The 26,276-nt window shown below is 69.0% G+C and carries 25 protein-coding genes; 12 read left to right on the forward strand and 13 right to left on the reverse strand.

The genetic code is table 11. From position 1 onward, the window contains the following. Positions 1–13: 13 nt before the first annotated feature. The gene (locus tag CFN78_RS19670; protein ID WP_094864330.1) at positions 14–454 is read left to right on the forward strand and encodes a GNAT family N-acetyltransferase; all 441 of its coding nucleotides are present in this window, start codon (positions 14–16) and stop codon (positions 452–454) included. 15 nt (positions 455–469) lie between these two features. On the opposite strand, the gene CFN78_RS19675 is transcribed toward CFN78_RS19670, so the two are convergent. The 7 genes from CFN78_RS19675 to CFN78_RS19705 form a co-directional block, all read right to left on the reverse strand. After that, positions 470–1,735 (reverse strand): RNA polymerase sigma factor, encoded by a 1,266-nt coding sequence (locus CFN78_RS19675; protein WP_094864331.1) that lies wholly within the window; start codon positions 1,733–1,735, stop codon positions 470–472. A gap of 6 nt (positions 1,736–1,741) precedes the next feature. Then, positions 1,742–2,092: a YciI family protein gene (locus CFN78_RS19680; RefSeq protein WP_094864332.1), complete on the reverse strand. Its 351-nt coding sequence runs from the start codon at positions 2,090–2,092 to the stop codon at positions 1,742–1,744. A gap of 172 nt (positions 2,093–2,264) precedes the next feature. Beyond that, the gene (locus CFN78_RS19685) at positions 2,265–3,068 is read right to left on the reverse strand and encodes an IclR family transcriptional regulator (RefSeq protein ID WP_094864333.1); all 804 of its coding nucleotides are present in this window, start codon (positions 3,066–3,068) and stop codon (positions 2,265–2,267) included. Positions 3,069–3,229: 161 nt separating this feature from the next. Continuing rightward, the gene (locus tag CFN78_RS19690) at positions 3,230–3,913 is read right to left on the reverse strand and encodes an iron-sulfur cluster assembly protein (RefSeq protein ID WP_094864334.1); all 684 of its coding nucleotides are present in this window, start codon (positions 3,911–3,913) and stop codon (positions 3,230–3,232) included. Then, positions 3,910–4,950, reverse strand: a complete 1,041-nt coding sequence (locus CFN78_RS19695; RefSeq protein WP_094864335.1) for an amidohydrolase family protein — start codon at positions 4,948–4,950, stop codon at positions 3,910–3,912. The genes CFN78_RS19690 and CFN78_RS19695 overlap by 4 nt, the downstream gene beginning before the upstream one ends. A gap of 48 nt (positions 4,951–4,998) precedes the next feature. Beyond that, the gene (locus CFN78_RS19700; RefSeq protein ID WP_094864336.1) at positions 4,999–6,033 is read right to left on the reverse strand and encodes an NAD(P)-dependent alcohol dehydrogenase; all 1,035 of its coding nucleotides are present in this window, start codon (positions 6,031–6,033) and stop codon (positions 4,999–5,001) included. A gap of 300 nt (positions 6,034–6,333) precedes the next feature. Then, positions 6,334–6,873: a YbhB/YbcL family Raf kinase inhibitor-like protein gene (locus tag CFN78_RS19705; RefSeq protein WP_094864337.1), complete on the reverse strand. Its 540-nt coding sequence runs from the start codon at positions 6,871–6,873 to the stop codon at positions 6,334–6,336. Between the two features lie 200 nt (positions 6,874–7,073). Here CFN78_RS19705 and CFN78_RS19710 point away from each other — a divergent pair, with 200 nt between their 5' ends. The 7 genes from CFN78_RS19710 to CFN78_RS19740 all read left to right on the forward strand — a co-directional run bounded on the left by CFN78_RS19710 (position 7,074) and on the right by CFN78_RS19740 (position 13,921). Beyond that, the gene (locus tag CFN78_RS19710) at positions 7,074–7,844 is read left to right on the forward strand and encodes a DUF4097 family beta strand repeat-containing protein (protein WP_165777627.1); all 771 of its coding nucleotides are present in this window, start codon (positions 7,074–7,076) and stop codon (positions 7,842–7,844) included. 39 nt (positions 7,845–7,883) lie between these two features. Next, positions 7,884–8,561: a DUF4097 family beta strand repeat-containing protein gene (locus CFN78_RS19715; protein WP_094864338.1), complete on the forward strand. Its 678-nt coding sequence runs from the start codon at positions 7,884–7,886 to the stop codon at positions 8,559–8,561. Between the two features lie 119 nt (positions 8,562–8,680). Beyond that, on the forward strand, positions 8,681–9,385 hold the full coding sequence (locus CFN78_RS19720; RefSeq protein ID WP_165777628.1) for a DUF4097 family beta strand repeat-containing protein: 705 nt from the start codon (positions 8,681–8,683) through the stop codon (positions 9,383–9,385). Between the two features lie 233 nt (positions 9,386–9,618). Next, the gene (gene dnaK / locus CFN78_RS19725) at positions 9,619–11,511 is read left to right on the forward strand and encodes a molecular chaperone DnaK (RefSeq protein ID WP_094864340.1); all 1,893 of its coding nucleotides are present in this window, start codon (positions 9,619–9,621) and stop codon (positions 11,509–11,511) included. Next, a complete protein-coding gene (grpE, locus tag CFN78_RS19730) occupies positions 11,508–12,251 on the forward strand; it encodes a nucleotide exchange factor GrpE (RefSeq protein WP_094864341.1) in 744 nt (247 codons plus the stop codon). The genes dnaK and grpE overlap by 4 nt, the downstream gene beginning before the upstream one ends. Before the next feature lie 39 nt (positions 12,252–12,290). After that, positions 12,291–13,478 (forward strand): molecular chaperone DnaJ, encoded by a 1,188-nt coding sequence (dnaJ, locus tag CFN78_RS19735; protein WP_094864342.1) that lies wholly within the window; start codon positions 12,291–12,293, stop codon positions 13,476–13,478. 2 nt (positions 13,479–13,480) lie between these two features. After that, a complete protein-coding gene (locus CFN78_RS19740) occupies positions 13,481–13,921 on the forward strand; it encodes a heat shock protein transcriptional repressor HspR (protein WP_094864343.1) in 441 nt (146 codons plus the stop codon). A gap of 49 nt (positions 13,922–13,970) precedes the next feature. On the opposite strand, the gene CFN78_RS19745 is transcribed toward CFN78_RS19740, so the two are convergent. Next, entirely contained in the window at positions 13,971–15,044 is a 1,074-nt protein-coding gene (locus CFN78_RS19745) for a globin domain-containing protein (protein ID WP_420807905.1), read from the reverse strand. Between the two features lie 448 nt (positions 15,045–15,492). Here CFN78_RS19745 and CFN78_RS19750 point away from each other — a divergent pair, with 448 nt between their 5' ends. Further along, entirely contained in the window at positions 15,493–16,134 is a 642-nt protein-coding gene (locus tag CFN78_RS19750; protein ID WP_094864345.1) for a pyridoxamine 5'-phosphate oxidase family protein, read from the forward strand. 17 nt (positions 16,135–16,151) lie between these two features. Here the strand turns inward: CFN78_RS19750 and CFN78_RS19755 are convergent, their stop codons facing one another. From CFN78_RS19755 to CFN78_RS19775, 4 genes are all read right to left on the reverse strand, one after another. Beyond that, positions 16,152–16,856 (reverse strand): dienelactone hydrolase family protein, encoded by a 705-nt coding sequence (locus tag CFN78_RS19755; RefSeq protein ID WP_094864346.1) that lies wholly within the window; start codon positions 16,854–16,856, stop codon positions 16,152–16,154. A gap of 209 nt (positions 16,857–17,065) precedes the next feature. Continuing rightward, a complete protein-coding gene (locus tag CFN78_RS19760; protein ID WP_240519564.1) occupies positions 17,066–17,428 on the reverse strand; it encodes a GNAT family N-acetyltransferase in 363 nt (120 codons plus the stop codon). A gap of 883 nt (positions 17,429–18,311) precedes the next feature. After that, positions 18,312–19,580 carry an HNH endonuclease signature motif containing protein gene (locus tag CFN78_RS19770; RefSeq protein ID WP_240519565.1) on the reverse strand — a complete coding sequence of 423 codons (1,269 nt, stop codon included), beginning with the start codon at positions 19,578–19,580 and terminating at the stop codon, positions 18,312–18,314. A 680-nt stretch (positions 19,581–20,260) separates the two neighbouring features. Beyond that, positions 20,261–21,433 (reverse strand): globin domain-containing protein, encoded by a 1,173-nt coding sequence (locus CFN78_RS19775; RefSeq protein WP_420807906.1) that lies wholly within the window; start codon positions 21,431–21,433, stop codon positions 20,261–20,263. A gap of 247 nt (positions 21,434–21,680) precedes the next feature. Here CFN78_RS19775 and CFN78_RS19780 point away from each other — a divergent pair, with 247 nt between their 5' ends. Next, on the forward strand, positions 21,681–22,466 hold the full coding sequence (locus CFN78_RS19780) for a pyridoxamine 5'-phosphate oxidase family protein (RefSeq protein WP_094864350.1): 786 nt from the start codon (positions 21,681–21,683) through the stop codon (positions 22,464–22,466). On the opposite strand, the gene CFN78_RS19785 is transcribed toward CFN78_RS19780, so the two are convergent. Then, complete coding sequence (locus tag CFN78_RS19785) at positions 22,442–23,614, reverse strand: globin domain-containing protein (protein WP_205660585.1); 1,173 nt, start codon at positions 23,612–23,614, stop codon at positions 22,442–22,444. The two genes, CFN78_RS19780 and CFN78_RS19785, sit on opposite strands and share 25 nt — an antisense overlap. A gap of 355 nt (positions 23,615–23,969) precedes the next feature. On the opposite strand from CFN78_RS19785, the gene CFN78_RS19790 reads away from it, so the two are divergent. Both CFN78_RS19790 and CFN78_RS19795 read left to right on the forward strand, forming a co-directional pair. Continuing rightward, entirely contained in the window at positions 23,970–24,569 is a 600-nt protein-coding gene (locus tag CFN78_RS19790) for a MarR family winged helix-turn-helix transcriptional regulator (protein WP_094864351.1), read from the forward strand. A 77-nt stretch (positions 24,570–24,646) separates the two neighbouring features. Next, on the forward strand, positions 24,647–26,194 hold the full coding sequence (locus CFN78_RS19795) for an MDR family MFS transporter (RefSeq protein ID WP_094864480.1): 1,548 nt from the start codon (positions 24,647–24,649) through the stop codon (positions 26,192–26,194). Positions 26,195–26,276 lie beyond the last annotated feature (82 nt).

The raw sequence follows: 26,276 nt of genomic DNA on the forward strand, positions 1-26,276 counted from the left end.
TTACCTTCGAGGCATGGAATCGCCGCGGCCCCAGGACAACGACGACTACGAAATCGACGACGACCGGGAGCGGGTCGATCTCGACCTCGTCTGGGAGTTCATGTCCGGCGAGGCGTACTGGGCCCGCTGGCGTACCCGTGCCGACGTGGAACACCAGGTGCGTACCGCCTGGCGGATCCTCGGCGCGTACGAGACGGCGACCGGCCGCATGGCCGGCTTCGCACGGGCGTTCTCCGACGGCGTGTCCACCGCGTACCTGGCCGACGTCTTCGTCACCGCGTCCGCGAGGGGGCAGGGCCTCGGCGCCCGGCTGGTCGGCGAGATGGTGGAACGCGGTCCCGGTGCGAGCCTGCGCTGGATGCTGCACACCGCGGACGCGCACGGCCTGTACTCGAAGTTCGGCTTCCGCCCGCCGGATTCCACCTACCTGGAACGACCCCGGCCGTCCACCTGAGGTCGTTTCCGGAACTCAGGCGTCCGGTCGCGGCGTCTCGCTGGCGTCGAGTCCTCGGCGCAGGTGCGCGCGTTCCGGTTCGGTGCCCGCCAGGGCGATCGCTTCCCGGTAGGCCGCCGCGGCCTCGGCGAATCGGCCGAGCCGCCGCAGCAGCTCGGCCCGCGCGGCCGGATACGGGTGATAGCCGCGCAGTCTGGGCTCCCCCGCCAGCTCGTCGAGCAGCGCAAGGCCCGCCGCCGGGCCGTCGCGCATCGCCACCGCCGCCGCCCGGTTCAACGCGACCACCGGCGAGGGATCGAGCGCGAACAGCACCTCGTAGAGCGCCACGATCTGCGGCCAGTCGGTGGACGCGAGCTCGGCCGCCTCGTCGTGCAGGGCGGCGATCGCGGCCTGCACGCCGTACAGCCCGGGCGGACCGCCGGTCAGCGCGACCAGCACCAGAGCGCTGCCCTCCTCGATCATCGCGTGGTCCCAGCGGTCGCGGTCCTGGTCGGCGAGCAGCACGAGGGCGCCGTCCGGGCCGGTCCGTGCGGCACGTCGCGCGTGGATCAGCAGCATCAGCGCGAGCAGCCCGGCGACCTCCCGCTCGCCGGGCAGCAGCCGGTGCAGGATCCGGGCCAGCCGGATGGCCTCCTCCGCCAGATCCAGCCGCTGCAACTCCGTGCCCGAACTGGCGGCGTACCCCTCGGTGAAGATCGAGTAGACGACCTGGAGCACCCCCGGCAGGCGTTCCGGCAGCTCGTCGGCGCCCGGGACGCGGAACGGGATGCGGGCGTCGCGGATCTTCGTCTTCGCCCGCACGATCCGCTTGGCCATCGTCGCGGGCGGCACCAGGAACGCCCGCGCGACCTCCGGCGTGGTCAGCCCGGCGAGACAGCGCAGGGTCAGCGCCGCGTGGTCCTCGGCGGCGATCGCCGGGTGGGCGCAGGTGAAGAACAGTTGCAGCCGCTCGTCGGGCAGGCCGCCTTCGGCGGGCGGAGCGGGCGCGCCCCGATCCGCCTCCACCTGCAGCACGGCCAGTCGGGCGGCGTAGGTCTTGTCCCGCCGCAACCGGTCCACGGCCTTACGGCGGGCCGTCGTCATCAGCCAGGCACCGGGCTTCGCCGGGACCCCGTCGGCCGGCCAGTTCGCCAACGCGGACTCGATCGCCTCGGAAGCGACCTCCTCGGCCAGGTCCAGATCGCCGAAGCGGCGCACGAGGGAGGCCAGCAACCGGCCCCGTTCCTCGCGGAACACCGTCTCCACCGACGCACCCGCCGCGTTGGCGAACCGCTCGTCCATCGCGGATCAGGCGCCGAAGTCGGCGACCGGCCGGACCACGACCGAGCCGCTGCCGCGCGCGCCGGGGCAGCGGGCCGCCCAGTCCAGCGCCACGTCGAGGTCCTCCACGTCGATGACGTAGAAGCCGCCGAGCACCTCGCGGGTCTCGGCGAACGGCCCGTCGGTCACGGCGCGCCTGCCCTCCTGGTCCACCCGCACCGTGGTGGCCGTGACCAGGTCGGCCAGTGACTCACCGGAGACCAGGATCCCGGCGTCACGCACCTGCTTGTCGTAGAGCATCCAGTCCTCGACGCTGCACTCGGCGGCTCCGCCGTTCTCGTCGATCGCCCCGGCGTTGATCAGCAGCATGTACTTCATGGTCGTGCCTCCGTCGTTCGGTGATCCGCGGCCCGTTGCCGCACAGCATCACAACGAACGGGCCGCGCGCGGATGGACACGGCCGCGGAACTTTCTCGCGCCGGTCTCCACGCCCGGTCTCCACGCCCGTTCTCCACGCCCGTTCTCCACGCCGGAGCGGACCTGGCCGGGGTCAGTGCGCGGCGAGCAGCCGGGAGAAACGGGCGGCGCCGGCGCGGGCGGCGCGTTCCAGGTGCCAGCGCCGGGAACCGAACTGCTCGGCGGGCACGGAGAACGCGACCGCGCCGGTGACGCGGTTCTCGGCATCCAGCACCGGAGCGGACAGGCAGGCGAGTTCGGGTTGGAACTCCTCGATCTCCAGCGCCATCCCGGAGCGGCCGACGGCGGTGAGCTCGGTGTCCAGATCGGTGGCGCGCACCGTCGTCCGCGCGGTCAGCCGCGGCATCCCGGCGCCGGAGAGGTACTCACGGCGCTGCCGGGCGGGCAGCGAAGCCAGCATGACCTTGCCGAACGCCGTGGCGTGTGCGGCCTCGTGGAAGCCGAAGTCGATCGGCTGCGCCCTCGGGAACGCCTCGGAGTCGGCGACGGCCGCCACCACGACCTCGGTGTCCCGGAAGACCGTGTAGTACGCGGGCGCCTCGGCCCGCAGGTGCAGGTCGCGCAGCTCGTCGCGCATCGCCTGGCCGACGTCCAGTTCGGCGCAGAGCTGGTGGTAGAGCCCGCCCAGCTTGTAGCCGAGGCCGAAACCCCGGCCGTGCCCGAGGCGGATCAGGTATCCCTCGTGGACGAGGGTGTTGAGCAGGTGGTACGTCGTGGAGAGCTTGTATCCGGCGCGCCGGGCCACCGCTTTCGCGGTGATGCCGTCCCCGGCCGAGGCCACGACCTCCAGCACCTTCAGTGCGCGCTGTGCGGATCCGATGAGCCCGCTGGGTTCTTTCGGGACTACCTCTTTCGGAGCTACTTCGTGTGGTGGCAACGCTGCCTCCCGCCGGCCGGGGTGGTGGGAACCGGTCTCGTGCGAGTTCCAGCATACGTGCGAATGGCGGAAAAACCCCGTCCGGTTGGAGGGGTACCTCTACCGCCGGAGACGTGTCGGAAACCCACCGCGGGAAACGTTCCCCGCGGTGGGTCCCGCGCTCAGCCCGTCTCCGGGTATCTGGTCTTCAGCAGCCCCCGGCACCACCCGGAGTTGCCCTCGATGCTGACCCGGACGGCCCTGGCGAACCGCAGCCGCAGCGCCGCCTCACCGGGCCGGATGTGGGTGCCGTGCTCGTCGAGCAGCAGCGGGTCGCCGGGCGCGGTGCCGAGCCCGATCGCCGTCCGCCTGCGCAGCAGACTGGTCAGTTCCGGGCAGTCGCCGACATCGCCGACCGTCATCCCGGCGATCCGCTCCGGTGTCCGTCCCTCGGCGACCAGCCTGCTGCCCAGCCGGTCCAGGCAGGCGAGGTAGGCCTTGCGCTGGAACGTCAGTCGCAGCTCCGCCAGTTCACCGATCGCCTCGCCGGGGAACGCGCCGACGAAACCGCCCTGCTCGGCGACGCCCGCGTTGATCTCCTCCGCGGCGAAGTGGTCGGCGAGCCGGACGTCGGCCGAGGTGACGCCGGGCAGCGAGCGCACGGCGTCGTAACCGTCCGCCACCATCAGGTACGCGAAGTTGGGCGCGCAGAAGTACGTCGGCAACCGCAGCCGTACCGTGGCGTGTCCGTTGTGGACGGACGCCTCGGTGACGAAACCCAGCTCGGTGATCGGCTCGTCCAGCTCCGGGTCGATCACGGTGGAGAGGGCGTCGAGCACGGTGGCGTCGCCGACCGTCGCGGTCATGCCGGCACCTTGGGTGCGGAACCCACTGCCTCCCCGCTGTCGGCGGGGGCGTCCCGGACGTCGAGTTCGGCAGGCACCTCGATGTCGTAGAGGCCGGCCGCGTTCAGGCCGAGGATCTTCTTCCTGATCTCCGGGGTGAGCGCGCCGTACTCGGACTGCATGTCCTCCGGGATCTGGAAGTCGACGAACTTCTCGATCAGCCACTTCGGTGTCCAGATCGCGTAGTCGCTGGAGAAGGTGATCCGGTTCTCGTCCAGCCAGTACAGCAGTTCCCCGATCACCTGGGCGAAATAGCGCGGCCGGGAGTGGATGAACGGCATCACCACGGCCAGCCCGGCGTAGACGTTCGGCTCCTGCGTCGCGATCCAGCAGAAGTCCTCCAGGCGCGGCAGGCCGCAGTGCTCCACGATGAAGTTCAGGTCCGGGAAAGCGGTGGCCGCGTCGTCCACATCGGCGACGTCGAAAGCGTCCCGGTTGAGCGGGTAGATCGTCGGTCCCTTGTGTACGTGGACGTTCTTGATCCCGAGTTCACGGGTCTTCTCCAGGTACCGGTAGGCCCAGTCGTCCGACAGTTTCCAGCCCTTCGAGTCACCCTTCCATTCGGCCGTGTAGAGCTTGACGCCCTTGAGGTTCCAGCGTTCGTGCAGGGCTTCCAGCTTGTCCAGGCCCGCCTCGCCGTCGCGCGGGTCCCAGGCGCCGTTCACCAGGAACTTCTCCGGGTGTTTCTCGACCAGCACGCCGTTCTGTTCGGTGGTGTTGAAACCGTTGACGTAGAAGTCGTTCAGGTAGGTCGGCTGGAAGATCGCCTTGTCCACGTAACCGACCTCGAAGAGGTCGTGCACGATCCTCTCCTCGCTCTGCTTCCAGAAGTCCTCCAGCGACCACTTCTCCGAATCGGGGGAAAGGTTCGAGTGGTAGTCGTAGAAGCAGTTGATGAACCCCTCGCCGTAGCGATTGGCCTGATTGGCGGGCCGGGCGTCCCAGGCGTGGATGTGGCTGTCGACGATGAAGTACTTCTCGCCATCCTTCTCGTACATCTGCTCTCCTTCGTGGTGGGAATCGGTTCGGTGTGGCCGCCGAACCGTTCAGGAGCGGCCCGGTATGAGAATTCCGCGACCTTGGAGCCTGCCGTTGTCGAGATCGTCCATCGCCTCGTTGACCGCGTCGAGCGGGTACGACTTCGTGTGCAGCTTGACCTTGTCCTGGGCGGCGAGCGTCATCAGCTCGTCCAGGTCGTTGTAGGAGCCGACCAGGTTGCCGATCACGTTGATCTCGCTGGAGATGATGTCGATCGTCGGGATGTCGACGTGGCCGCCGTAGCCGATCACGTAGTACGAACCCGCCCGCCGCAACATGGAGACGCCCTCGGACTCGGTTCCCTTCTCACCGACGAAGTCGAGTACGACCTGTCCGCCGTTGCCACCTGTCAGGTCGGCGACGGTGTCGACGTGCTTGCCGTCGGCGAGGACGGTGTGGTGCGCGCCGTAGCTCTTCGCCAGGTCCAGCGCCGCCTGCGACCGGTCCACGACGATGATCTCGGCGGGCGCCATCGCGGCGAGGCACTGGATGCCGATGTGCCCGAGGCCGCCCGCGCCGATCACCACCACCTGCGTGCCGGGATATAGCAGCGGTACCGCCTTGCGCACGGCGTGGTACGCGGTCAGCCCGGCGTCGGCCAGCGCGGCCACGTCCGCGGGTTGCAGCGACGGGTCCAGCTTCACCACCGAGCGGGCGTTGGTGAGCAGCAGTTCGGCCATCCCGCCGTCGGTGTCGACCCCGGGGAACTTCGAGTTCTCGCAGTGCACGTCGTCGCCCGCGCGGCAGGCGCGGCACAGGCCGCAGGTCGCCAGCGGATGCAGGATGACGGTGTCGCCGACCTCCACATTGGACACTGCCGAGCCGATTTCCCTTACCCAGCCGGCATTTTCATGCCCGAGGGTGTACGGGAGCTGGACCCCCGTCTTGGGTTCCCACTGTCCCTCGACGATGTGCAGGTCCGTCCGGCAGAGCCCGGCGCCGCCGATCTCGACCACCACGTCGAGCGGTCCGCTCGCCTTCGGCTCCGGTACGTCCTCGACGACCGGGCGTTTGTCGTACTCGTGCAGGCGGACTGCTTTCATCGCGAGCGCACTCCCTCGTCGGCGTTGACTGGTGTTCTGTCGATCCTCCGGTGGGTGGAGAAACCGGTCAACGGGCCAGTTTTCACCTGGCGGCAAAGCTCGCCCCTCGCACGCAGCGTTACCCGATCGGCTGAACCGGACCGCAATACGTCGACATATTGCGGCCGCGGAGAGCGCAATACGTCGACATATTGCGGTTCTGGGCACCGGTCGTGGGGGCGGGGTGGGGCTGCCGGGGCAGACCGATGGCCGCGTCCCGGGGGTGACCGGGAGGCGGCCATCGTGGGTGTCCGGCGCGGGTCAGCCCTTGTTCTCGTAGATCCCGACGATCGTGGCCCTGGCGAGGGTGTGCCCGAACATGTTGAAGCCGAGGAACGCCGGCGTGGCCTCCCCGTCGATACCGAGCGACTCGACGTCCAGCGCGTGCACGACGAAGTAGTACCGGTGCGGGCCGTGCCCGGGCGGCGGTGCGGCACCGAGGAACTGCCGGACGCCGCCGTCACCCTTCAGCGTGAATGCCGAAGGGGGCAGGCCCGATCCGCTCGCGTCACCGGCGCCGGAGGGCAGCTCGGTGACCGAGACCGGGATGTCGACGACGGCCCAGTGCCAGAATCCGCTGGCGGTGGGGGCGTCCGGGTCGTAACAGGTGACGACGAAGCTCTTGGTGTCCGCGGGGAAGCCCTCCCACGAGAGCTGCGGCGAACGGTCCTCGCCACCCGCGCCGAAGATGCCGGAGAGGTGCGGCGTCGCCAGCGTCTCACCCTCGGCCACATCGTTGCTGCGCAAGGAGAAGCTGGGGACGGACGGCAGGAAGCCGTACGGGTCCGGTGGCTGGGGCATCGATCCTCCTACTACTGGTTGGGATTCGCTGGCGAGCCTACGTCCGCCGCCGGTGCCACGCCGTCCGTCCTACCCCGGTGCCGGGCTCGGCAGGGTAGGGACAGCCTCAGGGAGGATTCGGGGGTTCTCCCGGATGCCCTGGGAGATCGTCTGCCCCTAGCGTCCTCCCCAGTAGAAAACTTGCTGGGAGGGGACTCACCATGAACCGCGCTGGGCTGGCCATCGGCGGTGTCGCGATGATCGGGATCGGCACGCTGCTGGCGTTCGGAGTGTGGTGGCCGGACTCCTCCGAGGCCACCGAGCAGCTCGACGAGCAGGTGCGCAACGTCCGGATCGACAGCGACTCCGGCAACGTCACCGTCCGCGCCGCCGACACCTCGACGACCACCGTCAAGCAGGTCTTCGACCTCACCTTCGGTGATCCGGAGCCCGGCTTCGAGCTGGACGGTGACGAGCTGACCCTCGGCGACTGCGGCTGGTGGTGCACCGTCGACTACGAGGTGACTGTGCCGCGCGGCACCACCGTCAGTGGAGACGCCGACTCCGGCGACGTCCGGCTGGAGGGCGTCCGGTCCGTCGACGTGCAGGCCGACTCCGGCAACATCGACGTCCGCGACGTGGACGGCAGTGTGCGTGCCGAGGCCAGCTCCGGGGACGTGTCGCTGGTGAACATCGGCTCGGACGTCTCGGCGGACGCCAGTTCCGGCAACATCACCGGCGAGGGCATCCGCGGCAAGGTCGAGGTGGACGCCTCCTCCGGCGACATCGACCTCTCGCTCGCGGCCGAGCACCCGGTCACCGCCAAAGCCAGCAGCGGCAACATCTCGCTCGTCGTACCCCCCGGGCGCTACCGCGTCGAAGGAGAGTCCGACAGCGGTAGCCGGGATGTCGACGTCGCTGTGGATCCGGGTGCGGGGACCTTGCTTTCGCTGGAGACCAACAGCGGCAACGTGTCCGTCCGTCAGGGCTGAGAACTGCTTTCCAGGGAAACGTAAGGGGAAACGATCGACATGGGGAACGTGGAACGGCGGCTGCTCGGGGGGCTGCTGATCGGGGCGACGACGGCGCTGGTGCTGACCGGTTGCGGGCTGGACCTCGGTTCCGGGGAGACGCTGCGCGACGGCAAGCCGATCGGTGCGGAGGTCGCCGGTGTCCGGTTCGACGTGCCGGCGGGCAACGTCACGGTGCGCGTGGAGGACGGGGCGCCCGCGTCGCTGCGGCGGACGGTGTCCTACGAGGGCCGGCGACCCGGCGACACGCACCGCCTGGACGGGGACACGCTGGTGCTTCAGGGCTGCGGCGACGACTGCTCGGTGGACTACGACGTCGTCGTTCCCCGCGGCATGGCCGTGGGGGGCCATGCCGCGGCGGGGAACGTCGAGGTCGACGGGGCGAGCAGCCTGGACGTCCGCTCGCAGGCGGGCGATGTCGTCGCGCGGCGGGTCACCGGCCAGGCGGACGTGGACGCGAACGCGGGCCGGATCGACGTCACCTTCACCGCGCCCGCGTCCGCCCGGCTCAGTTCCGGTGCCGGGGACGTGACGGTCGGCGTGCCCGCCGGGCCGTACCGGGTGGTGACCGACGCCGCCACGGGCACGAGGGAGATCGCCGTGGCGAACGATCCGGCGGCTCCGCACGAGCTGGACCTGCGCTCGTCGGCGGGCGACGTCGTGGTCCGAGCGAGCTGAGCGACGTCGGGGAGCCGAGTCTTGCGAGTGCCCGCGAGAGCCGACACAGTGGCGTGCCCGCGCGCCCCGACGGGCAGCGCGACACGACTGGGAGGACAGCGATGCCGAGGAACCACCGAGTGCCGGGGAACCGCCGGATGCCGGGAAACGGCCGCCGTGCGGTCGCCGGAATCGCGGCCTGCGCGGCCACCGCGCTCCTGCTGAGCGGGTGCAAGGGCTTCCTGAAGGTGGAGACCACCGACGAGAGCGCCGAAGACGAGGCCACCGTGTCGGAGACGATCGGGGACGTGCGCTTCGACGTGCCCTCGGGCGATGTCCGGGTGCGGGTCCAGGACGGTGCGCCGGTGTCGGTGAAGCGGACGATGGAGTACTCCGGGGACCTGCCCGGCCCCTCGCACCGTGTCGAGGGGCAGACCCTCGTGCTCCAGGGCTGCGGCGACGTGTGCGAGGTGAACTACGAGGTGACCGTGCCGGAGAACCTGGCCATCTCCGGCGACTCCGCCTCCGGGAACGTGGAACTCGACGGCACCGCGGCGATCGACGTGCGCTCGTCCTCGGGCAACGTGACGGCCAGGAAAGTGGACGGCCCGGTGCGGGTGGAGTCCGCCTCGGGAACCGTCGAGGTCGTGCTCGCCGCCCCGAACGACGTGCTGGTCGACGCCAAGTCCGGCGCGGCGACGCTGGAGGTTCCCGGCGGGCCGTACCGGGTCAAGGCCGAGGCGTCCTCGGGCAGCAGCGACGTCACCGTGCCGGACGACCGGGGCGCGGAGCACGAACTCGACGTCACCGTCGCCTCCGGCAGCCTGACCGTACGCGCGGCGTGAGCGAGACCACCGCGACCGCCCTGGCCTGCGCGGGAACAAGCGGCGAGGACGGTTCGTTGGACCGATCAGCAAGGTTGAGTGACGGAAGCTCAAGTCTGGTTTGACGAGTGGCCCCGAGGCCCGATAGAACTTGAGCGACACGCACTCAAGGCGTAGGCAGTACCCCAGCTCAGGACCCTGCTCCACCGGACATGGCCCGAGCGATCACAGAGCGAAACACAGGAGGAACAGAAATGGCGCGAGCGGTCGGCATCGACCTCGGTACGACCAACTCGGTCGTCGCCGTCCTTGAGGGCGGCGAGCCGACGGTCATCGCCAACTCGGAAGGTTCCCGCACCACCCCGTCGATCGTGGCCTTCGCCAAGAACGGCGAGGTCCTCACCGGGCAGCCGGCGAAGAACCAGGCCGTGACGAACGTCGACCGGACGATCCGGTCCGTCAAGCGGCACATCGGTACCGACTGGAACACCGAGATCGACGACAAGAAGTACACCTCCCAGGAGATCAGCGCCCGCGTGCTGATGAAGCTCAAGCGGGACGCGGAGGCCTACCTCGGCGAGGAGGTCACCGACGCGGTGGTCACCGTGCCGGCGTACTTCGAGGACGCCCAGCGCCAGGCCACCAAGGAGGCCGGGCAGATCGCCGGACTGAACGTCCTGCGCATCGTCAACGAGCCGACCGCCGCCGCGCTGGCGTACGGCCTGGACAAGGGCGAGAAGGAACAGACCATCCTGGTCTTCGACCTCGGCGGCGGCACCTTCGACGTCTCGCTGCTGGAGATCGGCGACGGCGTCGTCGAGGTCCGCGCGACCAGCGGTGACAACCACCTCGGTGGTGACGACTGGGACGAGCGCATCGTGACCTGGCTGGTGGACAAGTTCAAGTCCGCCAACGGCATGGACCTGACCAAGGACAAGATGGCGCTGCAGCGCATCCGCGAGGCGGCGGAGAAGGCGAAGATCGAGCTGTCCAGCTCGAACAGCGCCAACATCAACCTGCCCTACATCACGGTCGACTCCGAGAAGAACCCGCTGTTCCTGGACGAGACGCTGTCCCGCGCCGAGTTCCAGCGGATCACCTCCGACCTGCTCGACCGCACCAAGGCGCCGTTCAACAGCGTCATCAAGGACGCGGGCGTGCCGCTCGGCGACATCGACCACGTGGTGCTCGTGGGTGGTTCCACCCGCATGCCGGCCGTGGCCGACCTGGTCAAGGAGCTCACCGGCGGCCGCGACGCGAACAAGGGCGTCAACCCGGACGAGGTCGTCGCCGTCGGTGCCGCGTTGCAGGCCGGCGTGCTCAAGGGCGAGGTCAAGGACGTCCTGCTGCTCGACGTGACCCCGCTGAGCCTCGGCATCGAGACCAAGGGTGGGGTGTTCACCAAGCTGATCGAGCGCAACACCACGATCCCGACGAAGCGTTCGGAGATCTTCTCCACGGCCGACGACAACCAGCCGTCCGTGCAGATCCAGGTGTTCCAGGGTGAGCGCGAGATCGCCGCGCACAACAAGAAGCTCGGCATGTTCGAGCTGACCGGGCTTCCGCCCGCGCCGCGTGGCGTGCCGCAGATCGAGGTCACCTTCGACATCGACGCGAACGGCATCGTGCACGTACTGGCGAAGGACCTCGGCACCAACAAGGAACAGTCGATGACCATCACCGGTGGCTCCGCGCTGCCGAAGGAGGACATCGACCGGATGGTCAAGGACGCCGAGGCGCACGCGGACGAGGACAAGGTCCGCCGCGAGGAGGCCGAGACCCGCAACCAGGCCGAGACGCTCGTCTACCAGACGGAGAAGTTCGTCAAGGACAACGACGAGAAGCTCCCGGACGACCTCAAGGCCAAGGTCAACGAGGCGATCACCGAGGCCAACGAGTCGCTCAAGGGCACCGACACGGCCAAGGTCCGCGAGTCCGTCGAGAAGCTGAACACCGCTTCGCAGGAGCTCGCCACCGCGCTCTACTCGCAGGCCACCCCGGGCGCCGAGGGTGCCCCGGGAGCCGAGGGTGAGACGGCCGATGCGACCGGTTCGGCCAAGGCCGACGGTGCCGACGACGTCGTGGACGCCGAGATCGTGGACGAGGACAAGGCCGACGACACGAAGGCCGGGGACGAGAAGAAGTGACCGAAGCGAATCGCGAGAACGCAGCCGAGGAGCCGCGGGTCGTGGTCCGGGACCGTCGCAGGGTCGATCCGGAAACCGGTGAGGTGCGCGAGCAGCCCGCCGTGGACGGGGTCGAGGGGGTGCCCGCCGATGCGGACACCCCCGGGGTGGTCCCCGCGGCCGACGAGCCATCGGTGTCCGAAGTGGACGGTGTGTTCGAGGAGCAGGCCGGGCCGTCGAAGGCGGAGCAGGAACTGGCCGAGCGGACCGCCGATCTCCAGCGCCTGCAAGCGGAGTACGCCAACTACCGCAGGCGCGTCGAACGCGACCGGGAGGCCGTGGTCACCGGTGCCAAGGCGTCCGTGGTGGGCGAACTGCTGCCACTGCTCGACGACCTGGAGCGCGCCGAGCAGCACGGTGACCTGACCGGTGCGTTCAAGGCCGTCGGCGACAAGCTGGTCGGCGGGCTTACCCGGTCCGGGCTCGAGTCGTTCGGCGTCGAGGGCGAGCCCTTCGACCCGAGCGTGCACGAGGCCGTGCAGCACGCCACCTCACCGGAGGTGGCCGGTCCCACGGTCACCCTGGTGATGCGCCGGGGCTACCGGTTCGGTGACCGGGTGCTGCGTCCGGCGATGGTCGGCGTGACCGACCACGAGCCCGGCGCCGCTCCCGCCGAAGCGGTCCCACCGCCGGTCGAGGGCGAACTGCCCGTCGATCCCGGAGCGGCCGATGCCGCGGCGAATGAACACCGGCAGCAGTGATCTCAGGTACGCAGTGACAGCGAGAGGAGGAGACGCCCGATGAGTGCTCGGGAGTGGATCGGCAAGGACTTCTACAAGGAGCTGGGCGTCTCCTCCAGCGCGTCCGCGGACGAGATCAAGAAGTCGTACCGCAAGCTGGCCAAGGAGAACCATCCGGACGCGAACTCCGGCAACGCCAAGGCGGAGCAGAAGTTCAAGGCGGTCTCCGAGGCGTACGGCGTGCTCTCCGACCCGGGCAAGCGCAAGGAGTACGACGAGGCGCGCAGGCTGTTCGGCTCCAGCGGGGCCGGAGCAGGCGGCTTCGGCTTCCCCGGCGCGGGCGGTCAGGGCGGCCCCGGCGGATTCGACGTCGGCGACATCTTCGGCCAGCAGGGCCAGGCGGGTGGCTTCGGCGGCCTCGGCGACATGCTCGGCAGTCTGTTCAACCGGCGCGGTGCCGGCGGTGCCGGCTCGGCGAACCGGGCGCAGCGCGGGGCCGACGTGGAGACCGACGTCCGGATCGACTTCGTCGAGGCGGTCAAAGGGGCGACCCTGCCGCTGCGACTGTCCAGTCCGGCGAGCTGTTCCACCTGTGGCGGCAACGGTGCGAAGCCGGGCACCCGGCCGCGTACCTGTTCCACCTGCGGCGGTGCCGGCCTGGTCTCGCGTAGCCAGGGAGCGTTCGCGTTCTCCGAACCGTGCCCGGACTGCCGCGGCCGCGGGTCGATCATCGACGACCCGTGCGCCGAGTGCGGTGGCGACGGCATCAGCACCCGGACCAGGACGCTGACCGTCCGGGTCCCGGCCGGTGTCGACGACGATCAGCGCATCCGGCTGGCCGGTCAGGGCGAACCGGGACGCGGCGGAGCCACCGCCGGGGACCTGTTCGTCCGCGTGCACGTCAACCCGCATCCGACGTTCGGGCGCAAGGGCAACGACCTGACGATCACCATCCCGGTCGGCTTCGACGAACTCGCCCTCGGCGGCACCGTCACCGTGCCGACGCTGGAGGGCCGGGTCTCGCTGAAGGTCGCGCCGGGAACGTCGAGCGGACGGGTGCTGCGGGTGCGCGGCAAGGGCATCACGAAGCGCGACGGGGCGCAGGGCGACCTGCTCGTCACCCTCCAGGTGACGATCCCGGCGAAGGTCGACGGTGAGGCGAAAGCCGCGCTGGATGCCTACGCCAAGGCGATGGCCGACGAGGACCCGCGTCCCGAGATCACGGCGATGCTGGCCGAGCGGAGCTGACGATGACCTTCGGTGGGGGCATGCCAGGACTGCCCGGCGGAGCCGACGAGGACACCCCGGTCTTCGTCATCTCGGTCGCCGCGCAGCTTTCCGGCCTGCACGCGCAGACCCTGCGTTCCTACGACCGGCTCGGGCTGGTGTCGCCGGGACGCACCTCCGGCGGCGGCCGCCGCTATTCGGTGCGCGACATCGCCCAGCTCCGCGAGGTGCAGCGCCTGTCCCAGGAGGACGGGGTGAACCTCGCCGGGGTGAAGCGCATCATCGAGCTGGAGAACCAGGTCGATGCCCTGCGGCTGCGCCTGTCCGAACTCACCGAGGAGATCGCCGCCGCCTACGCGGCGGCCGAGGCGGCCACGGCGGCCGTGCACGCCTCGTATCGCAAGGACCTCGTGCCGATCCGGCGCGAGACCGCACTGGTCGTGTGGAAGCCCCGCAGGCGCTGACGCCTGCGGGGCTCTCCGCGTTTCAGTAGCTCGCGTCAGTAGCTCGGCCTCAGTCGATGGTGAAGGGGTCGTACCGGATCCGGTCGGCCTGGCAACCCGCGACGAGCAGTTTCGCCACCGTCGCCCGAATCATCGTCGGCGAGCCGGACACCAGGATCTCGTGTTCGCTCCAGTCGGCACGCCTGGTCACCGCCTCGGCAAGGGTCCCCTTCTGGATCCCGGAGCCTTCCGGTACTTCCTCCGCGACGGCGGTCAGGTTCAGCCACGGCCTGGTCGACGCGAGCGCGCGCAGCCGGTCCAGGTCGTAGAGGTCGGCGATCGTCCGGCCACCGAAGAATAGGTCGACGGCGGGCGGCGACGAACGTCTGCTCAGTTCCTCGATGATGGATCGCATCGGCGAGATTCCCGAGCCGCCCGCGATCATCAACTGGCGCCGGGTGGTCTCCGCGTCGACGGTCAGGTTGCCGCCCATGGCGGGGCCGAGCTGCCAGACGTCGCCGGGACGTGTCTGGTTCACCATCGCCCGGCTCACCCAGCCACCCTCGACGGCACGCACCTGGAACTCGATACAGCCGTCCTCGCGCGGGGCGTTCGACGGCGACAGGTAGCGCCACAGCCGGGGCCGCTGCGGGATCTCCACGCTGAGGTGGTTGCCCGGCGAGTACGGCAGCGGTTCCTCCACCCGCACCCGGATCACCGCCGCGTCCGGCCCGGCCCTGCGGTGCTCGACCACGGTGGCCCACCAGGACGTCGGCCCGGTGACCTCCTCCGCGGCGTCCCGCATGGCCGTGGCGACGATGCTGTACGCGGTACCCCAGGCCTGCTCGACCTCCTCGGTCCAGTCCTTGCCCGCGTAGCGTTTCAGCGAGGTGAGCAGTGCTGTGCCGACGGCATCGTAGTGCCCGGTGACGACCTGGAACTTCCGGTGGTCGCGGCCGAGCTGCCGCAGGAACGGCAGCAGTTCCTCGGTCCGGTCGACCATCTGCACTACGTGCACCAGCGCGCGCAGCAGGCGGCTGCGCTGCACCGACATGTTCGCCGGGAACAGGTCCCTGGTGTCCGGTGAAATTGTGAACAGGACACCGTAGAAGAATTGTGCCACTTCGGGCGCGCGGCTTTCCACGCCTGCCCAGCTCTGCCGAATGAGTTCGACTATTTCGCTGTTTTCACTACTCTCAGGTGTACTCTCGACATCAGCGTCACCCGATCGTGGGACGGGCGGTGCTACTGCGTGTTCCTGGTGTTCCTCGTGTTCCGGGGCGGTTGTCTCCGGCTCGGTGATCGTCGCCTTGTCGGAAGAATTCTGGAGTTGCACGTTGGTTGTCATAAGCTGACTGCGCTCTCCTAACCGTCCGAACTTCGCGAGGGCAGATGGCGTCTCGCATTCCCCCGACTGGACGCCGACACTAATCGCGCCTTACGCGGTTTTGTGAAGATGCACGTGCATTCAGCTCAATCGGACCAGCGCGACTACGGCGGGTCGCACCGGATCACCGTTCGATTACGAGCAACGGGGGAATTCGCCTTCACACCGCGACCGCCCGGGCAGCGGCGTGCGACAGTCCTCGGCCATGGATGCGACCGGTCTGACCGACCACCGCCTGCCCGGATCGACCGGGGAGCACCTCCTCCAATGCGCGTACGGCACCGGCGAACGGGCCGAACGGTTCTACGGGGACCAGGTGCTCGACCACCTCAACCACGAGATGATCGCCTTCGTCCAGCGGATGGAGCTGGCCTTCGTGGCGACCTCGGACAACCGGGGCGAGGCGGACTGCTCGTTGCGGGCGGGTCCGCCCGGTTTCCTCCGGGTGTTCGACGAACGCTGCCTCGCCTACCCCGAGTACCGCGGTAATGGAGTGATGGCGAGCCTCGGCAACATCGCCGAGAACCCGAACGCCGGACTGCTGCTGATCGACTTCACCCGCGAGGTCATCGGCCTGCACGTCAACGGGCGCGCCCGGATCGCCGCGGACTCCGAGCTGCGGGCCGAGTTCGAGGACGTGCCCACCGACTTCGAACACGGCCGGGCACCCGAATGCTGGGTGGTGATCAACGTCGTGGAGGCGTACATCCACTGCCGCAAGCACATTCCGCACCTGCGACCGGTCACCGGCGAGGAAAGGGCATGGGGTACCGACGACGTCCGGCGCAAGGGCGGCGACCACTTCGGCGTCCGCCGCGACCGGCGGGAGGCCGCCGCCGGCCGTTGACGCGGGTGCTCGGTTCGTCAGCGCAGGTGTTCGGCGAAGAACGACTGCACCCGGTGCCAGGCGTCCTCGTTCGACTCGTGGTGGTAACCGAACCCGGCGACCTTCGCGAGCCGGTTCAGTGGACCGAGCGGTAACCGGTTGGCGAAACTGTGCCCGGCGTCCGGGTACTCCTTGACGTCGTGCGGGATCCCCCGGGTGGCAAGGGCGTGCTCGACCTTCGCCGCCGCACCACGCAACGACGGGTCCTTCGCGCCGAAGCTCGCCACCACCGGGCAAGCTCCGTCCAAAATGGACATATCCTTGGGCAGGATCCCGTAGTACGGTGCCGAAGCGTCGAACTGGCCCGTGGCGGCGACGAGCGCGAACCCGCCGCCCATGCAGAAGCCGACGACTCCGGTCTTGCCCGTACAGTCCGCACGCTCAGCCAGCAGGGTTCGCGCGGCGTCGAGATCGTCGAACGCGCGGCCCTCGCCTGCCAGCAGCGACTGGAACACCGACTTCACGCAACGCACGATGCCGCCGCGGGAGAACAGATCCGGTGCCACCGCGAGATACCCGGCGGTGGCGAACCGATCGGTGATCGACCGCGCGTCCTGGGTCAGTCCGAAGGCATCGTGCACCACGACCACCGCCGGATACGGTCCCGCGCCGGACACGGCCGCCTGCGGCTCGGCCAGGTACCCGGCGATCGTTCCGTCCTGCGTGGGAATGCGGATGTCCATACCTGGCAACCTAGCTGGCCACCGACACTTCCGCAGGCGACACGCGACCCGTCGGCGACGGCGATCACTCGCCGGTCGGCCGGGATCGGTTCGGTCACCATGTTGGCGAGTCGTCGAGTGGCCATGTCATCCCGGTCTGGCCCGGTGCGACGGTTCGACTCGGCTGCGTGACCGTCGGACGTTATCGCCGCCGGGTTTGTCCGGGTGGGTTACGGCAGGTCTCGCCAGAGGATGAGCAGATCCACCGGGCCAAGGCTGGGATGGATGAACCCTCCAGTTGCGGAGCCGATGATCCTGAAGCCTTCGGAGGTGTACAGCCGCGTGGCAGCCTCGTTGGAGGCGGCGACAGCGTTGAACTGGATGCTGCTGAAGCCGGACGCGGTGGTCCAGGCGATCATGTCGCGGACCAGGGCGCGCCCGACTCCGCGGCCCCTGGCCGGCGCGGCGACCATGAACGACCCTGATGCCACATGCGCCCCCTGGTTCGGGCGGTTCGCGTACATGTTCGCAGTGCCCAGCACCGCGTTGTTGTCGTCTGTGGCGACGACGACGCGCCCTGGCGCGGCCACCATCGGAGGAAGATCGCATGTCGTCTTCGTCGGGCTCGGGCGTCCATCGCGAAGGTCTCTTCGGCGCTGGACACTTCCCGGATGATCGTCCAGATTGCGGTCCAGTCGGCGTGTGTCGCAACGCGAACGTCGATCGTCATGCAGGTACCTCAGCAGTGGGAGCCGGAACACGGCAAGCGCTTTTGGGCGACTCGGGCGGCCTTGCTTGCCTTGATGGCGAGTTCGTCCGTGCGGGCCACCGCTGACATAGATCACTTGGCCGGTTATGAAGCATGTCCGCGCGGCGAACCCGCATATAGTCCCGAACCGTCGAATACGACTGGTTCGTTGCCGAGCGCTCATCGACAAGTCGCGCCAGAATTCGTGTGGCGGTAGGGCGTTGCTTCCGTGGCGCATCCGGCCAACGGTGGGGTTTCGGGGGTGGTGTATCGGGTTTCGGGCACGCCTTCGGCGCGCCGTGTGGAACTGTCGCTCCACGGGTCGGTTCTCGTGGCCGGTCACCAGCGACAGTTCCACACGGAACGTTTTCGTCGTCTTGTTCTGCTGCGGTCCCGTTGCCGCTGAGGTCTGGTGCTACGCGCTCGGAGAGCGTTCCTTCCTCGGCTGGTGCGGCATCGTGCCTGCCTGCGCGGGCTTTCCGGCGTGTCTTGTTCTGGTCTTCTCCGGGCGACCGGTTCCTGGTGTTGGGTTGGTGGGTCATGTGACGCGGGTGATCGTGCTGTCGCGGGCGTATTCCGGGCGGCATCCGTCGACGGTCACGCGACCGTCGGGCCGTGAGCGGCGGCAAGCACTCTCCGGGGAACTGGTCGACTTTCCGGGCATGTACTCGGCGGAGGTCTGCGATCGCATTTCGGCGACGAACTGCATTTGGTGCCATGGCGCTTGGTCAGAAGGGCGCGGGTGTTGGTGTTGGTGGGTGGAGGGGTTTGGGGTGGCTGGTGTGGTGTTGTCTGGTGGGGGTGGTGATGTGGAGGGTTCCGGTGGTGTCTTGGTGGAGGTGCCAGCCGGGGGTGTTTTTGAGTTGGTGGTGTCGTCGGCAGAGGCTGGTGAGGTTGTCAGCGGCGGTGGTGCCGCCGTGTGCCCAGTCGGTGGTGTGGTCGATGTCGGATAGGTGTGTTGGTCGGTGGCAGCCGGGCATGCGGCATTCGCGGTCGCGGACTTTGACCAGTTCGGCCAACGCGGTGGGTGGTCGGTAGCGGGTGCGTCCGACATCGCGCACGGTTCGGTGGACGGGGTCGGTGACTACCTTGCGCAGCGCGGAGTTCGGATTCTGGGCAAGATGCCGGGCGAGCCAGGCGGGGATGGGTCCGTGGCCGGAGAGTTCGGCGGGCTGATCGTCTGCTTCGGCGAGGGTTGTCGCGGCGACGTGGACGAATATTTCGGTGCGGGGTTCGCTCTGACGGTGGCCGAGGCAGAGTTCGGCGAACACGTCAGCACGCAACTGTTCAAGGGTGCGGGTTTCGTTGCGGCCGCGCAGGGTTGTGGCGATGCGGTCCACGCGGGTGTAGATGGCGGTGGCGGTTTCGGTGGGCAGGTCGGCGATGAGGGTGCTCATGGCGTCGTCCTGATGCACCAGTTGCACACGGCGATCCAGCCGCCGTCTCCGGGCTCGTTCGGCATGCCCGCCGGGATCAACGTGCGCGACTTGGCGCACGACCGCACGGCGAATACTGGATGGATTCCGACCATCCACTCGACCAGCCATTGCAGCATCGACGGCAGCGGCGTGCTCGTCCGATAGCGGGTTGGTGGCATCGACAATTTTGGAGGCTTTGTAGGCGTCGATGACGCCGGTTTCCATCGCCGCCAGGGTTTCCGGTAGTCGGGTGGTCAACGCTTGTGCCATCGCGACCATTCGCTGCGCGCGGTGTTCGGTGGTCGCCAGGGTCAGTGCGATCTCGGCTGCCACCCCACGCGGGTCTTCGCACAGGGCAGCGAAGCGGGCCACCGCCCGCACCTGCACAGCTTCCGCGTGGGAGCGTGCGGCCTCGGCGTCGCGCATCACCCGTAGCAACCCCCGCCCCGACAACCGTCCGAGCCCAGCACCGTGCAGCCCGCCGTGACTCACACCGCTGTGATCAACGCGCACCGTTTCCCGCGATTCCATGTCCAGAATCGCGGATAGCTGCAATTCTACAGATCCCCCATCGATCATGGGTCCATTCTATTCGGAGGGTGTTCGGATTTACATAACACCATCGGGTGTCGCATTGAATGAATGGACCATTTGTTCGGCGGTCTTGGAGAGGGTGCGGTATTGGTGTCCAGTAACGGTTTCTTGTGACGGGTCGCGGAGCCTGTTGGCACCGTGAAACGCGGCGGAGGGGGACCTTTGCCGGACAGCGCCAAGCCTCTATGCAGCCAGGAACCGGACAGCACCAAACCGACCAGCACCAAGGCCCCGTGCGGCCAGGAACCCGACAGCACCAAACCGACCAGCACCAAGGCCCCGTGCGGCCAGGAACCCGACAGCACCAAGCCGACCAGCGTCGCCCATCCCGTCAAGCAGGCCCCCGAAGGACAGCCGGGCGCAGCAGCCGGGGTACGAACCCGGACGCGACACACCCAACCGGACGCGACACCCCACCCGCTCCGCACCAGACAGCACCGGCACACCCGTTCCGTGGGTAACTGTCGCTGGTGACCATCAACGGCGAACGCCCCGCGCAGCGACAGTTACCCGCGGCGCGCCGAAGGCGTGCCCGAAACCCAAGACGCCACCCCGATACCCCCCGACCCCGGACCCCGATACGTCCCGAACCCGAAATCCGATACGCCCCGAACCAGGAGCCGAACCGATACCCCACGAACCCCGGCACACCCCCGTTGGAGTGTTCAGCCCTCCAGGGTCGGCGAGTCGAACCGCACCCGCTCCGCGGGGGCGCCGGCGGCGAACAACTGCGATACGCAGTCGCGGATCATGCTGGGCGAACCGGACAGCAGAACGTCCCGCTCGGGCCAGGCCTCCTGCTCGGTGATGACGGCCCCGAGTGTGCCGCGCAGCCCCCCGGCCACCGAACCCCGTTCGGTCACCGGCGTGACCCGTAGCCAGTCGCTGCCGACGGCGAGCGAGGTGATCTGGTCGAGGTCGTACAGATCGTCGGGGGTACGCCCGCCGAAGTAGAGATGAACGTCGGGACGCTCCGGCCACTGCGCGAGATCGTCGATGATCGCCCGCAACGGTGCCAACCCGGTACCGCCCGCCACCAGCAGCAGTCCTCGCCCGCTGTGCTGCCGCACGTCGAGGCATCCGAGCGACGGGCCGATCCGCCAGGTGTCGCCGACCTGTGAGTGGTTCACGAGGGCCCGCGACACCCAGCCGTTCCGGACGGCCCGCACGTGGAACTCGAGGAAGTCATCGCGCTCCGGGGCGTTGGCGGGCGAGAGGTACCGCCACAGCCGCGGTCGCTGCGGAATCTCGACGCTCACGTGGTGGCCGGGCGTGTACGGCAGCGGCTGGTCGGGCCGCACCCGGATCACCGCGATCCCCGGCCCGGCCATCCGGCGCTCGACGACGGTGCCGTTCCACCAGGCGGGCCCGGTGTCGGTGGCCGCCGCCTCGCACATCGTCGCGGCGATGGTTGCGTACGCCTGCGTCCACGCCCGTTCGACGGGCGGCGTCCACGATTCGCCGAGCTGGTGCTTCAACGCCCCGAGTAGAGCGAAACCGACGGCGTCGTAGTGCTCGGTGACGACATCGAACTTGCGGTGGTCGCGGCCGAGTTGGCGGAGGAAGGGGCCGAGTTCGTCCGGCCGGTCGACGAGTTGCACGACGTGCACGAGCGCGCGCAGCAGGTTGCTTCGCTGGGCGGACATGTTGGCCGGGAACAGCGATCGCGTACCGGGTGCGACGGAGAACAGCACGGCGTAGAAATACTGTGACATTTCCCCGGCCGCGCCTTCGACCTCGGCGAAACTCGACCTGATCAGCCGCACCATTTCCGCGCTGTCCTGCTGCGCGGACGTACTCCCGGTTGAGTGCCGTGTGGGCACAGGTTCGGCTGTCATCGGTGGAACGTGCTCTCCATCGCGTGCGGGTGCCTGTCACCGCTCCGGCGGATTCTCCAGGTGCATGGTCGTCGTACGGTTTGCGACGACTCTAATGGTGAGTGCCCATTTGTGGGACGCAACCGTGACCCTTTCTTTGTGTACTCGATTGAGCACGCAAAGTCGTAAGCGGAACGGGAGATGCCGGTTCTGTGAGTCGCGGGGCGGCCCTGTCACCTGGCGGCCGGATGTGCCAAAGTCGGGTCCTATGAATCCCACCGGACCCGGTTCGCCCGACGCGGACGACTGTGACCAGGCACCGGGGTCGAGTGGTGAGCGGATGCTGCAGTGCGCCTACGGCACCCGGGACCGGGCGTCGCGGTTCTACCGGGACCAGATGGCGAACCGCCTGAACGAGCAGATGATCGAGTTCATCGGCCGGATGGAGATGGCGTTCATCGCCACCTCGGACGCCGACGGTGAGGCCGACTGCTCGTTCCGTGCGGGCCCGCCCGGATTCATCCAGGTGCTCGGCGACCAGCGCATCGCGTACCCGGAGTACCGCGGCAACGGCGTGCTGGCCAGCCTGGGCAACATCAAGGAGAACCCGCACATCGGCATGCTGATGGTGGACTTCGTGCGCGATCTGATCGGCCTGCACGTCAACGGTCGCGCCGCCGTCGTCGACGACGTTGTCCTGCACCGGTACCACCCGTGGCTCCCCCGCGAGTTCGAGCGCGGACGCACTCCGGAGCGCTGGGTGGTGGTGGACGTGGTCGAGGCGTACATCCACTGCCGCAAGCACATTCCGCGGATGCAGCCGGTCGGCCGGGACCGGGCGTGGGGTACCGACGACGGGCGCAGCAAGGGTGGCGACTTCTTCGGCGTCCGCGCGCAGCGCCGCGCGGAGGCCGCGGCGGCGGAGACGGTGGAGTTGCCCACGCCCGCCCGTGGTGGGGCGTTCGTGGAACCGGCGCGCCCGGCGTCGCCGCGGCCCGCTCTTCGCCCGGTGCGGGCGTCGCGGGCGGTTCAGTCGATCGTGAAGGGGTCGTAGGTGATCTGATCCAGGGCCGTGCCCGCGACGAGCATGCGCGAGACGGTGGCCCGGATCATCGACGGTGAGCCGGAGACCAGGATGTCGTGCCCTGGCCAGCCGCCCTGGCCGGCGACGACCTCGGCGAGCGTGCCGTGCTCACAGCCCGGCAGGTCACCGCGTTCGACCACGGGCACCACGGTCAGCCACGGGTTCACCGAGGCCAGCGCGCGCAGTTCGTCCAGGTCGTAGAGGTCGTCCCGGGTCGCTCCGCCGAAGAACAGGGTGACGTTCGGGTTCTGCCCCCAGCCCTGTAGTTCGTCGAGGATCGAGCGCAGCGGGGCCATGCCGGTGCCGCCGCCGACCATCACGATGTCGTTACCGGAGCCGCGGTCGACGTGCAGCCTGCCCAGCGGGGGGCCCAGCCGCCAGACGTCCTCGGCCTGCGTGTGGCTGACGATCGCCCTGGACACCCAGCCGCCGTCGACGGCGCGGATGTGGAACTCGATCGACCCGTCGTCGCGCGGCGCGTTGGCGGGCGAGAGGTACCGCCACAGTCGCGGCCGCTGCGGCACCTCGACGCTCATGTACTGGCCGGCCGTGTAGGGCACGCGGTGTTCGGGCTCCAGCCGGACGAGCGCGAGGTCCCAGCTCAGCCTGCGGTGCTCGGCGACGGTGGCGTTCCAGTAGGCCGGGTTCTCGTCGGCGGCGGCCGCCTCCTGCATGGACCGGGCGATGATGGTGAACGCTTCGGCCCATGCCCGTTCGACCTCGGGGGTCCACTCCGGCCCGAGCTGGCGTTTCATGGCGCCGAGCAGCGCGGTGCCCACGGCTTCGTAGTGCTGCGGGATGACGCCGAACTTGCGGTGGTCGCGGCCGAGCTGGCGGAGGAAGGGCACCAGGTCGTCCGGCCGGTCGACCATCTGGACGATGTGCACGAGCGCGCGGACCAGCCTGCCGCGCTGTACTTCCATGTTGATCGGGAAGAACTCACGGGTGGTGGGCGCGAGGGTGAAGAGCATCCCGTAGAAGAACTGCGAGATCTCCGGCAGGTACGGCTCGGCCTTCGCCCAGGCGTCCCGGATGAGCGCGACCATGGCCGTGACGGCGGGCGGGGCCTCCCGGTGGGTGGAGGTCCGTGGGACAGGGCTGACCGACTCGGCTGTCATAGCTCTTCGGTCACGTTCCAACCCCTGGCTCTCGTCGGGCGGGTCGAGCCCGCCCGATGGCGATTATCCACCACGTTTCCGTCTTCCGGTCGCTTCTCGGGCCGGGCGGCCGGTCCGCGCCAGGGTGGAGCGGCGTTCGGTGCGCCCGCTGAAGCGAATGCTGTGCACAAGATATGGCCCAGTCGGGCGTCTGGGTAGCGGCAGCGCGCCCCCAATCGTCGGGGTTGCTCCAGACGGGTGGTTGAACCTGGCGCGATGGTGTGACAGGTCACCGGTTGAATAGTTGCCCTACGCAAGTAACGGTGATTAAACTTGTATGTTGCAAGTAAGTGTATGGGGTCCTGGAGACGGAGCGATGGAACCGACCGACGAGGTCTTCATGGAACTGGTGCGTCAGCTCCGTTCCGCGGCACAGCTCCGGCACAGCTGGACGGCCCGCGTCTTCCAGGCGCAACGCGAGCTCCACCCGGCCGCCGCCTGGCTGCTGGCCGAGCTCGCCCGCCGCGGCGAGAGCCGGATGTCGGTACTGGCCAAGGAGCGGATGGTGGACCTGTCGGTGATCAGCAGGCAGGTCGCGCAGCTCAGCGATGCGGGCCTGGTCGAACGCAGACCCGCCCCGGACGACGGCCGCGCCTCCCTGGTCCGCGTCTCCGAACGCGGGCACGCCGAACTCGACGGCTGGCGGTCCGGCCAACTCGACCTGCTCCGGCAGGCACTCGGCGGGTGGGCCGCCGAGGACCTGGCGGACGTCACCGCCCGACTGCGCGAGATCAACCACGACCTCCGCGAGTTCATGGGCGTGCAGAACGAGGACTGCGCCGCGCACCGCCCGAGGCCGGGCCCCGGAACGCCCCCGGACACGCGGGCACAGCAGGTCCAGGGGCAAGAGACACAGAGACAAGAAGCACAGACGAGCGAGAACGGCACGAGGCACGAGCTGTCTCTCGGAAAGTGAGGAGGGCGATGACGACCCCGCAAGAACGAACGGGTCAATCGGGCCCCGTGGTGAAGACAGCCGGAACCACCGAGGCGATGACCCACAGCCAGATCATGCGCGCCCTTTCGGGCCTGCTGCTGGCACTACTGGTCGCGATCCTGTCCTCGACGATCGTGTCCAACGCGCTGCCGACGATCCTCGCCGATCTCGACGGCACGCAGGGGCAGTACACGTGGGTGGTCACCGCGATGCTGCTGACGTCCACGGCGACCACGCCGATCTGGGGCAAACTCTCCGACCTGTTCAGCAAGAAGATGCTCTACCAGGTCGCGATCGTGATCTTCACGCTCGGTTCGATCCTCGGTGGCATCGCGCAGTCCATGCCCGAGCTCATCGCGTACCGCGCGCTCCAGGGCATCGGCATGGGTGGCCTGCAGGCGCTGGTCCAGGTCGTGATCGCGGCGATGATCTCGCCGCGCGAACGTGGCCGCTACTCCGGCTACATCGGCGCGACCTTCGCCGTGGCGACCGTGTCCGGGCCGCTGGTCGGCGGGCTGATCGTCGACTCCCCGCTCGGCTGGCGCTGGTGCTTCTGGGTGTGCGTGCCGATCGCGGTGATCGCGTTCGTCGTGCTCGGCCGGACGCTGCACCTGCCGGTACTGAAGCGCAAGGTCAAGATCGACTGGCTGGGTGCGACGTTGCTGGTCGGCGGTGTGGCCCTGCTGCTGGTCTGGATCTCGCTGGCGGGCAAGGACTTCGACTGGGTCTCCGGCACCTCGGCGGCCTACCTCGGCGGGGCGATCGTCGCGCTGGCGGCGGCGGTGTACGTCGAATCACGGCACAGTGAGCCCGTCGTGCCGCTGCGGCTGTTCCGGAACCGGACGTTCACCCTGTCCGTGCTCGGCACGCTCGCCGTCGGCACCGCCATGTTCGGTGGCGCGGTGTTCCTCGGCCAGTACTTCCAGATCTCGCGTGCCTTCTCCCCGACCCACGCCGGGCTGATGACGCTGCCGATGGTGCTGGGGCTGTTCCTCTCCTCGACGATTGCCGGTCAGGTCATCTCCCGCACCGGGCGGACGAAGCCGTTCCTGATCGGCGGGGCGGTCATGCTCGTCGTCGCGCTGGGCCTGCTGGGCACCGTCGACCACACCACCAACCTGGCGTGGATGGGCGTCATGCTCGCCATGATGGGTATCGGCGTCGGCTGCCTGATGCAGAACCTGGTGCTGGTGGTGCAGAACGAGGTGCCGATGCGCGACATGGGCTCGGCGTCCTCGGTGATCACCTTCTTCCGTACGCTCGGCGGCTCGGCGGGCGTGTCCGCGCTCGGTGCCGTGCTGGCCGCGCAGGTGGCTACCAACGTCTCCGACTCGCTGGCGAAGCTCGGCATCTCCGGTGGCCCGTCCGCCGCGGGTGGCGGTTCGCTCGACGTCGGCGCGTTGCCGGGTCCGGTGCAGGAGATCGTGCGCGCCGCCTACGGGGACGCGACCGGCACGATCTTCACCGTCGGCGCGGTGATCAGCCTGGCCACCCTCGTCGCGGTGCTGCTGATGCGCGAGGTTCCGCTGCGCACCACGCTGGACCTGCCCGAGGAGCCGGGCCCCGCGCTGGAGCGCGACCGGGCGGACTACGCCCGCACCTGAGCCGAACGCTCCCACCACCGACGTGCCCTGCGCCGCAGCCCGCGACGCAGGGCACGTCCGCGTCCGGTCGTCCACGCGATCA

Source organism: Amycolatopsis antarctica (assembly GCF_002262875.1).
In the GTDB taxonomy this organism is placed as follows: domain Bacteria; phylum Actinomycetota; class Actinomycetes; order Mycobacteriales; family Pseudonocardiaceae; genus Amycolatopsis; species Amycolatopsis antarctica.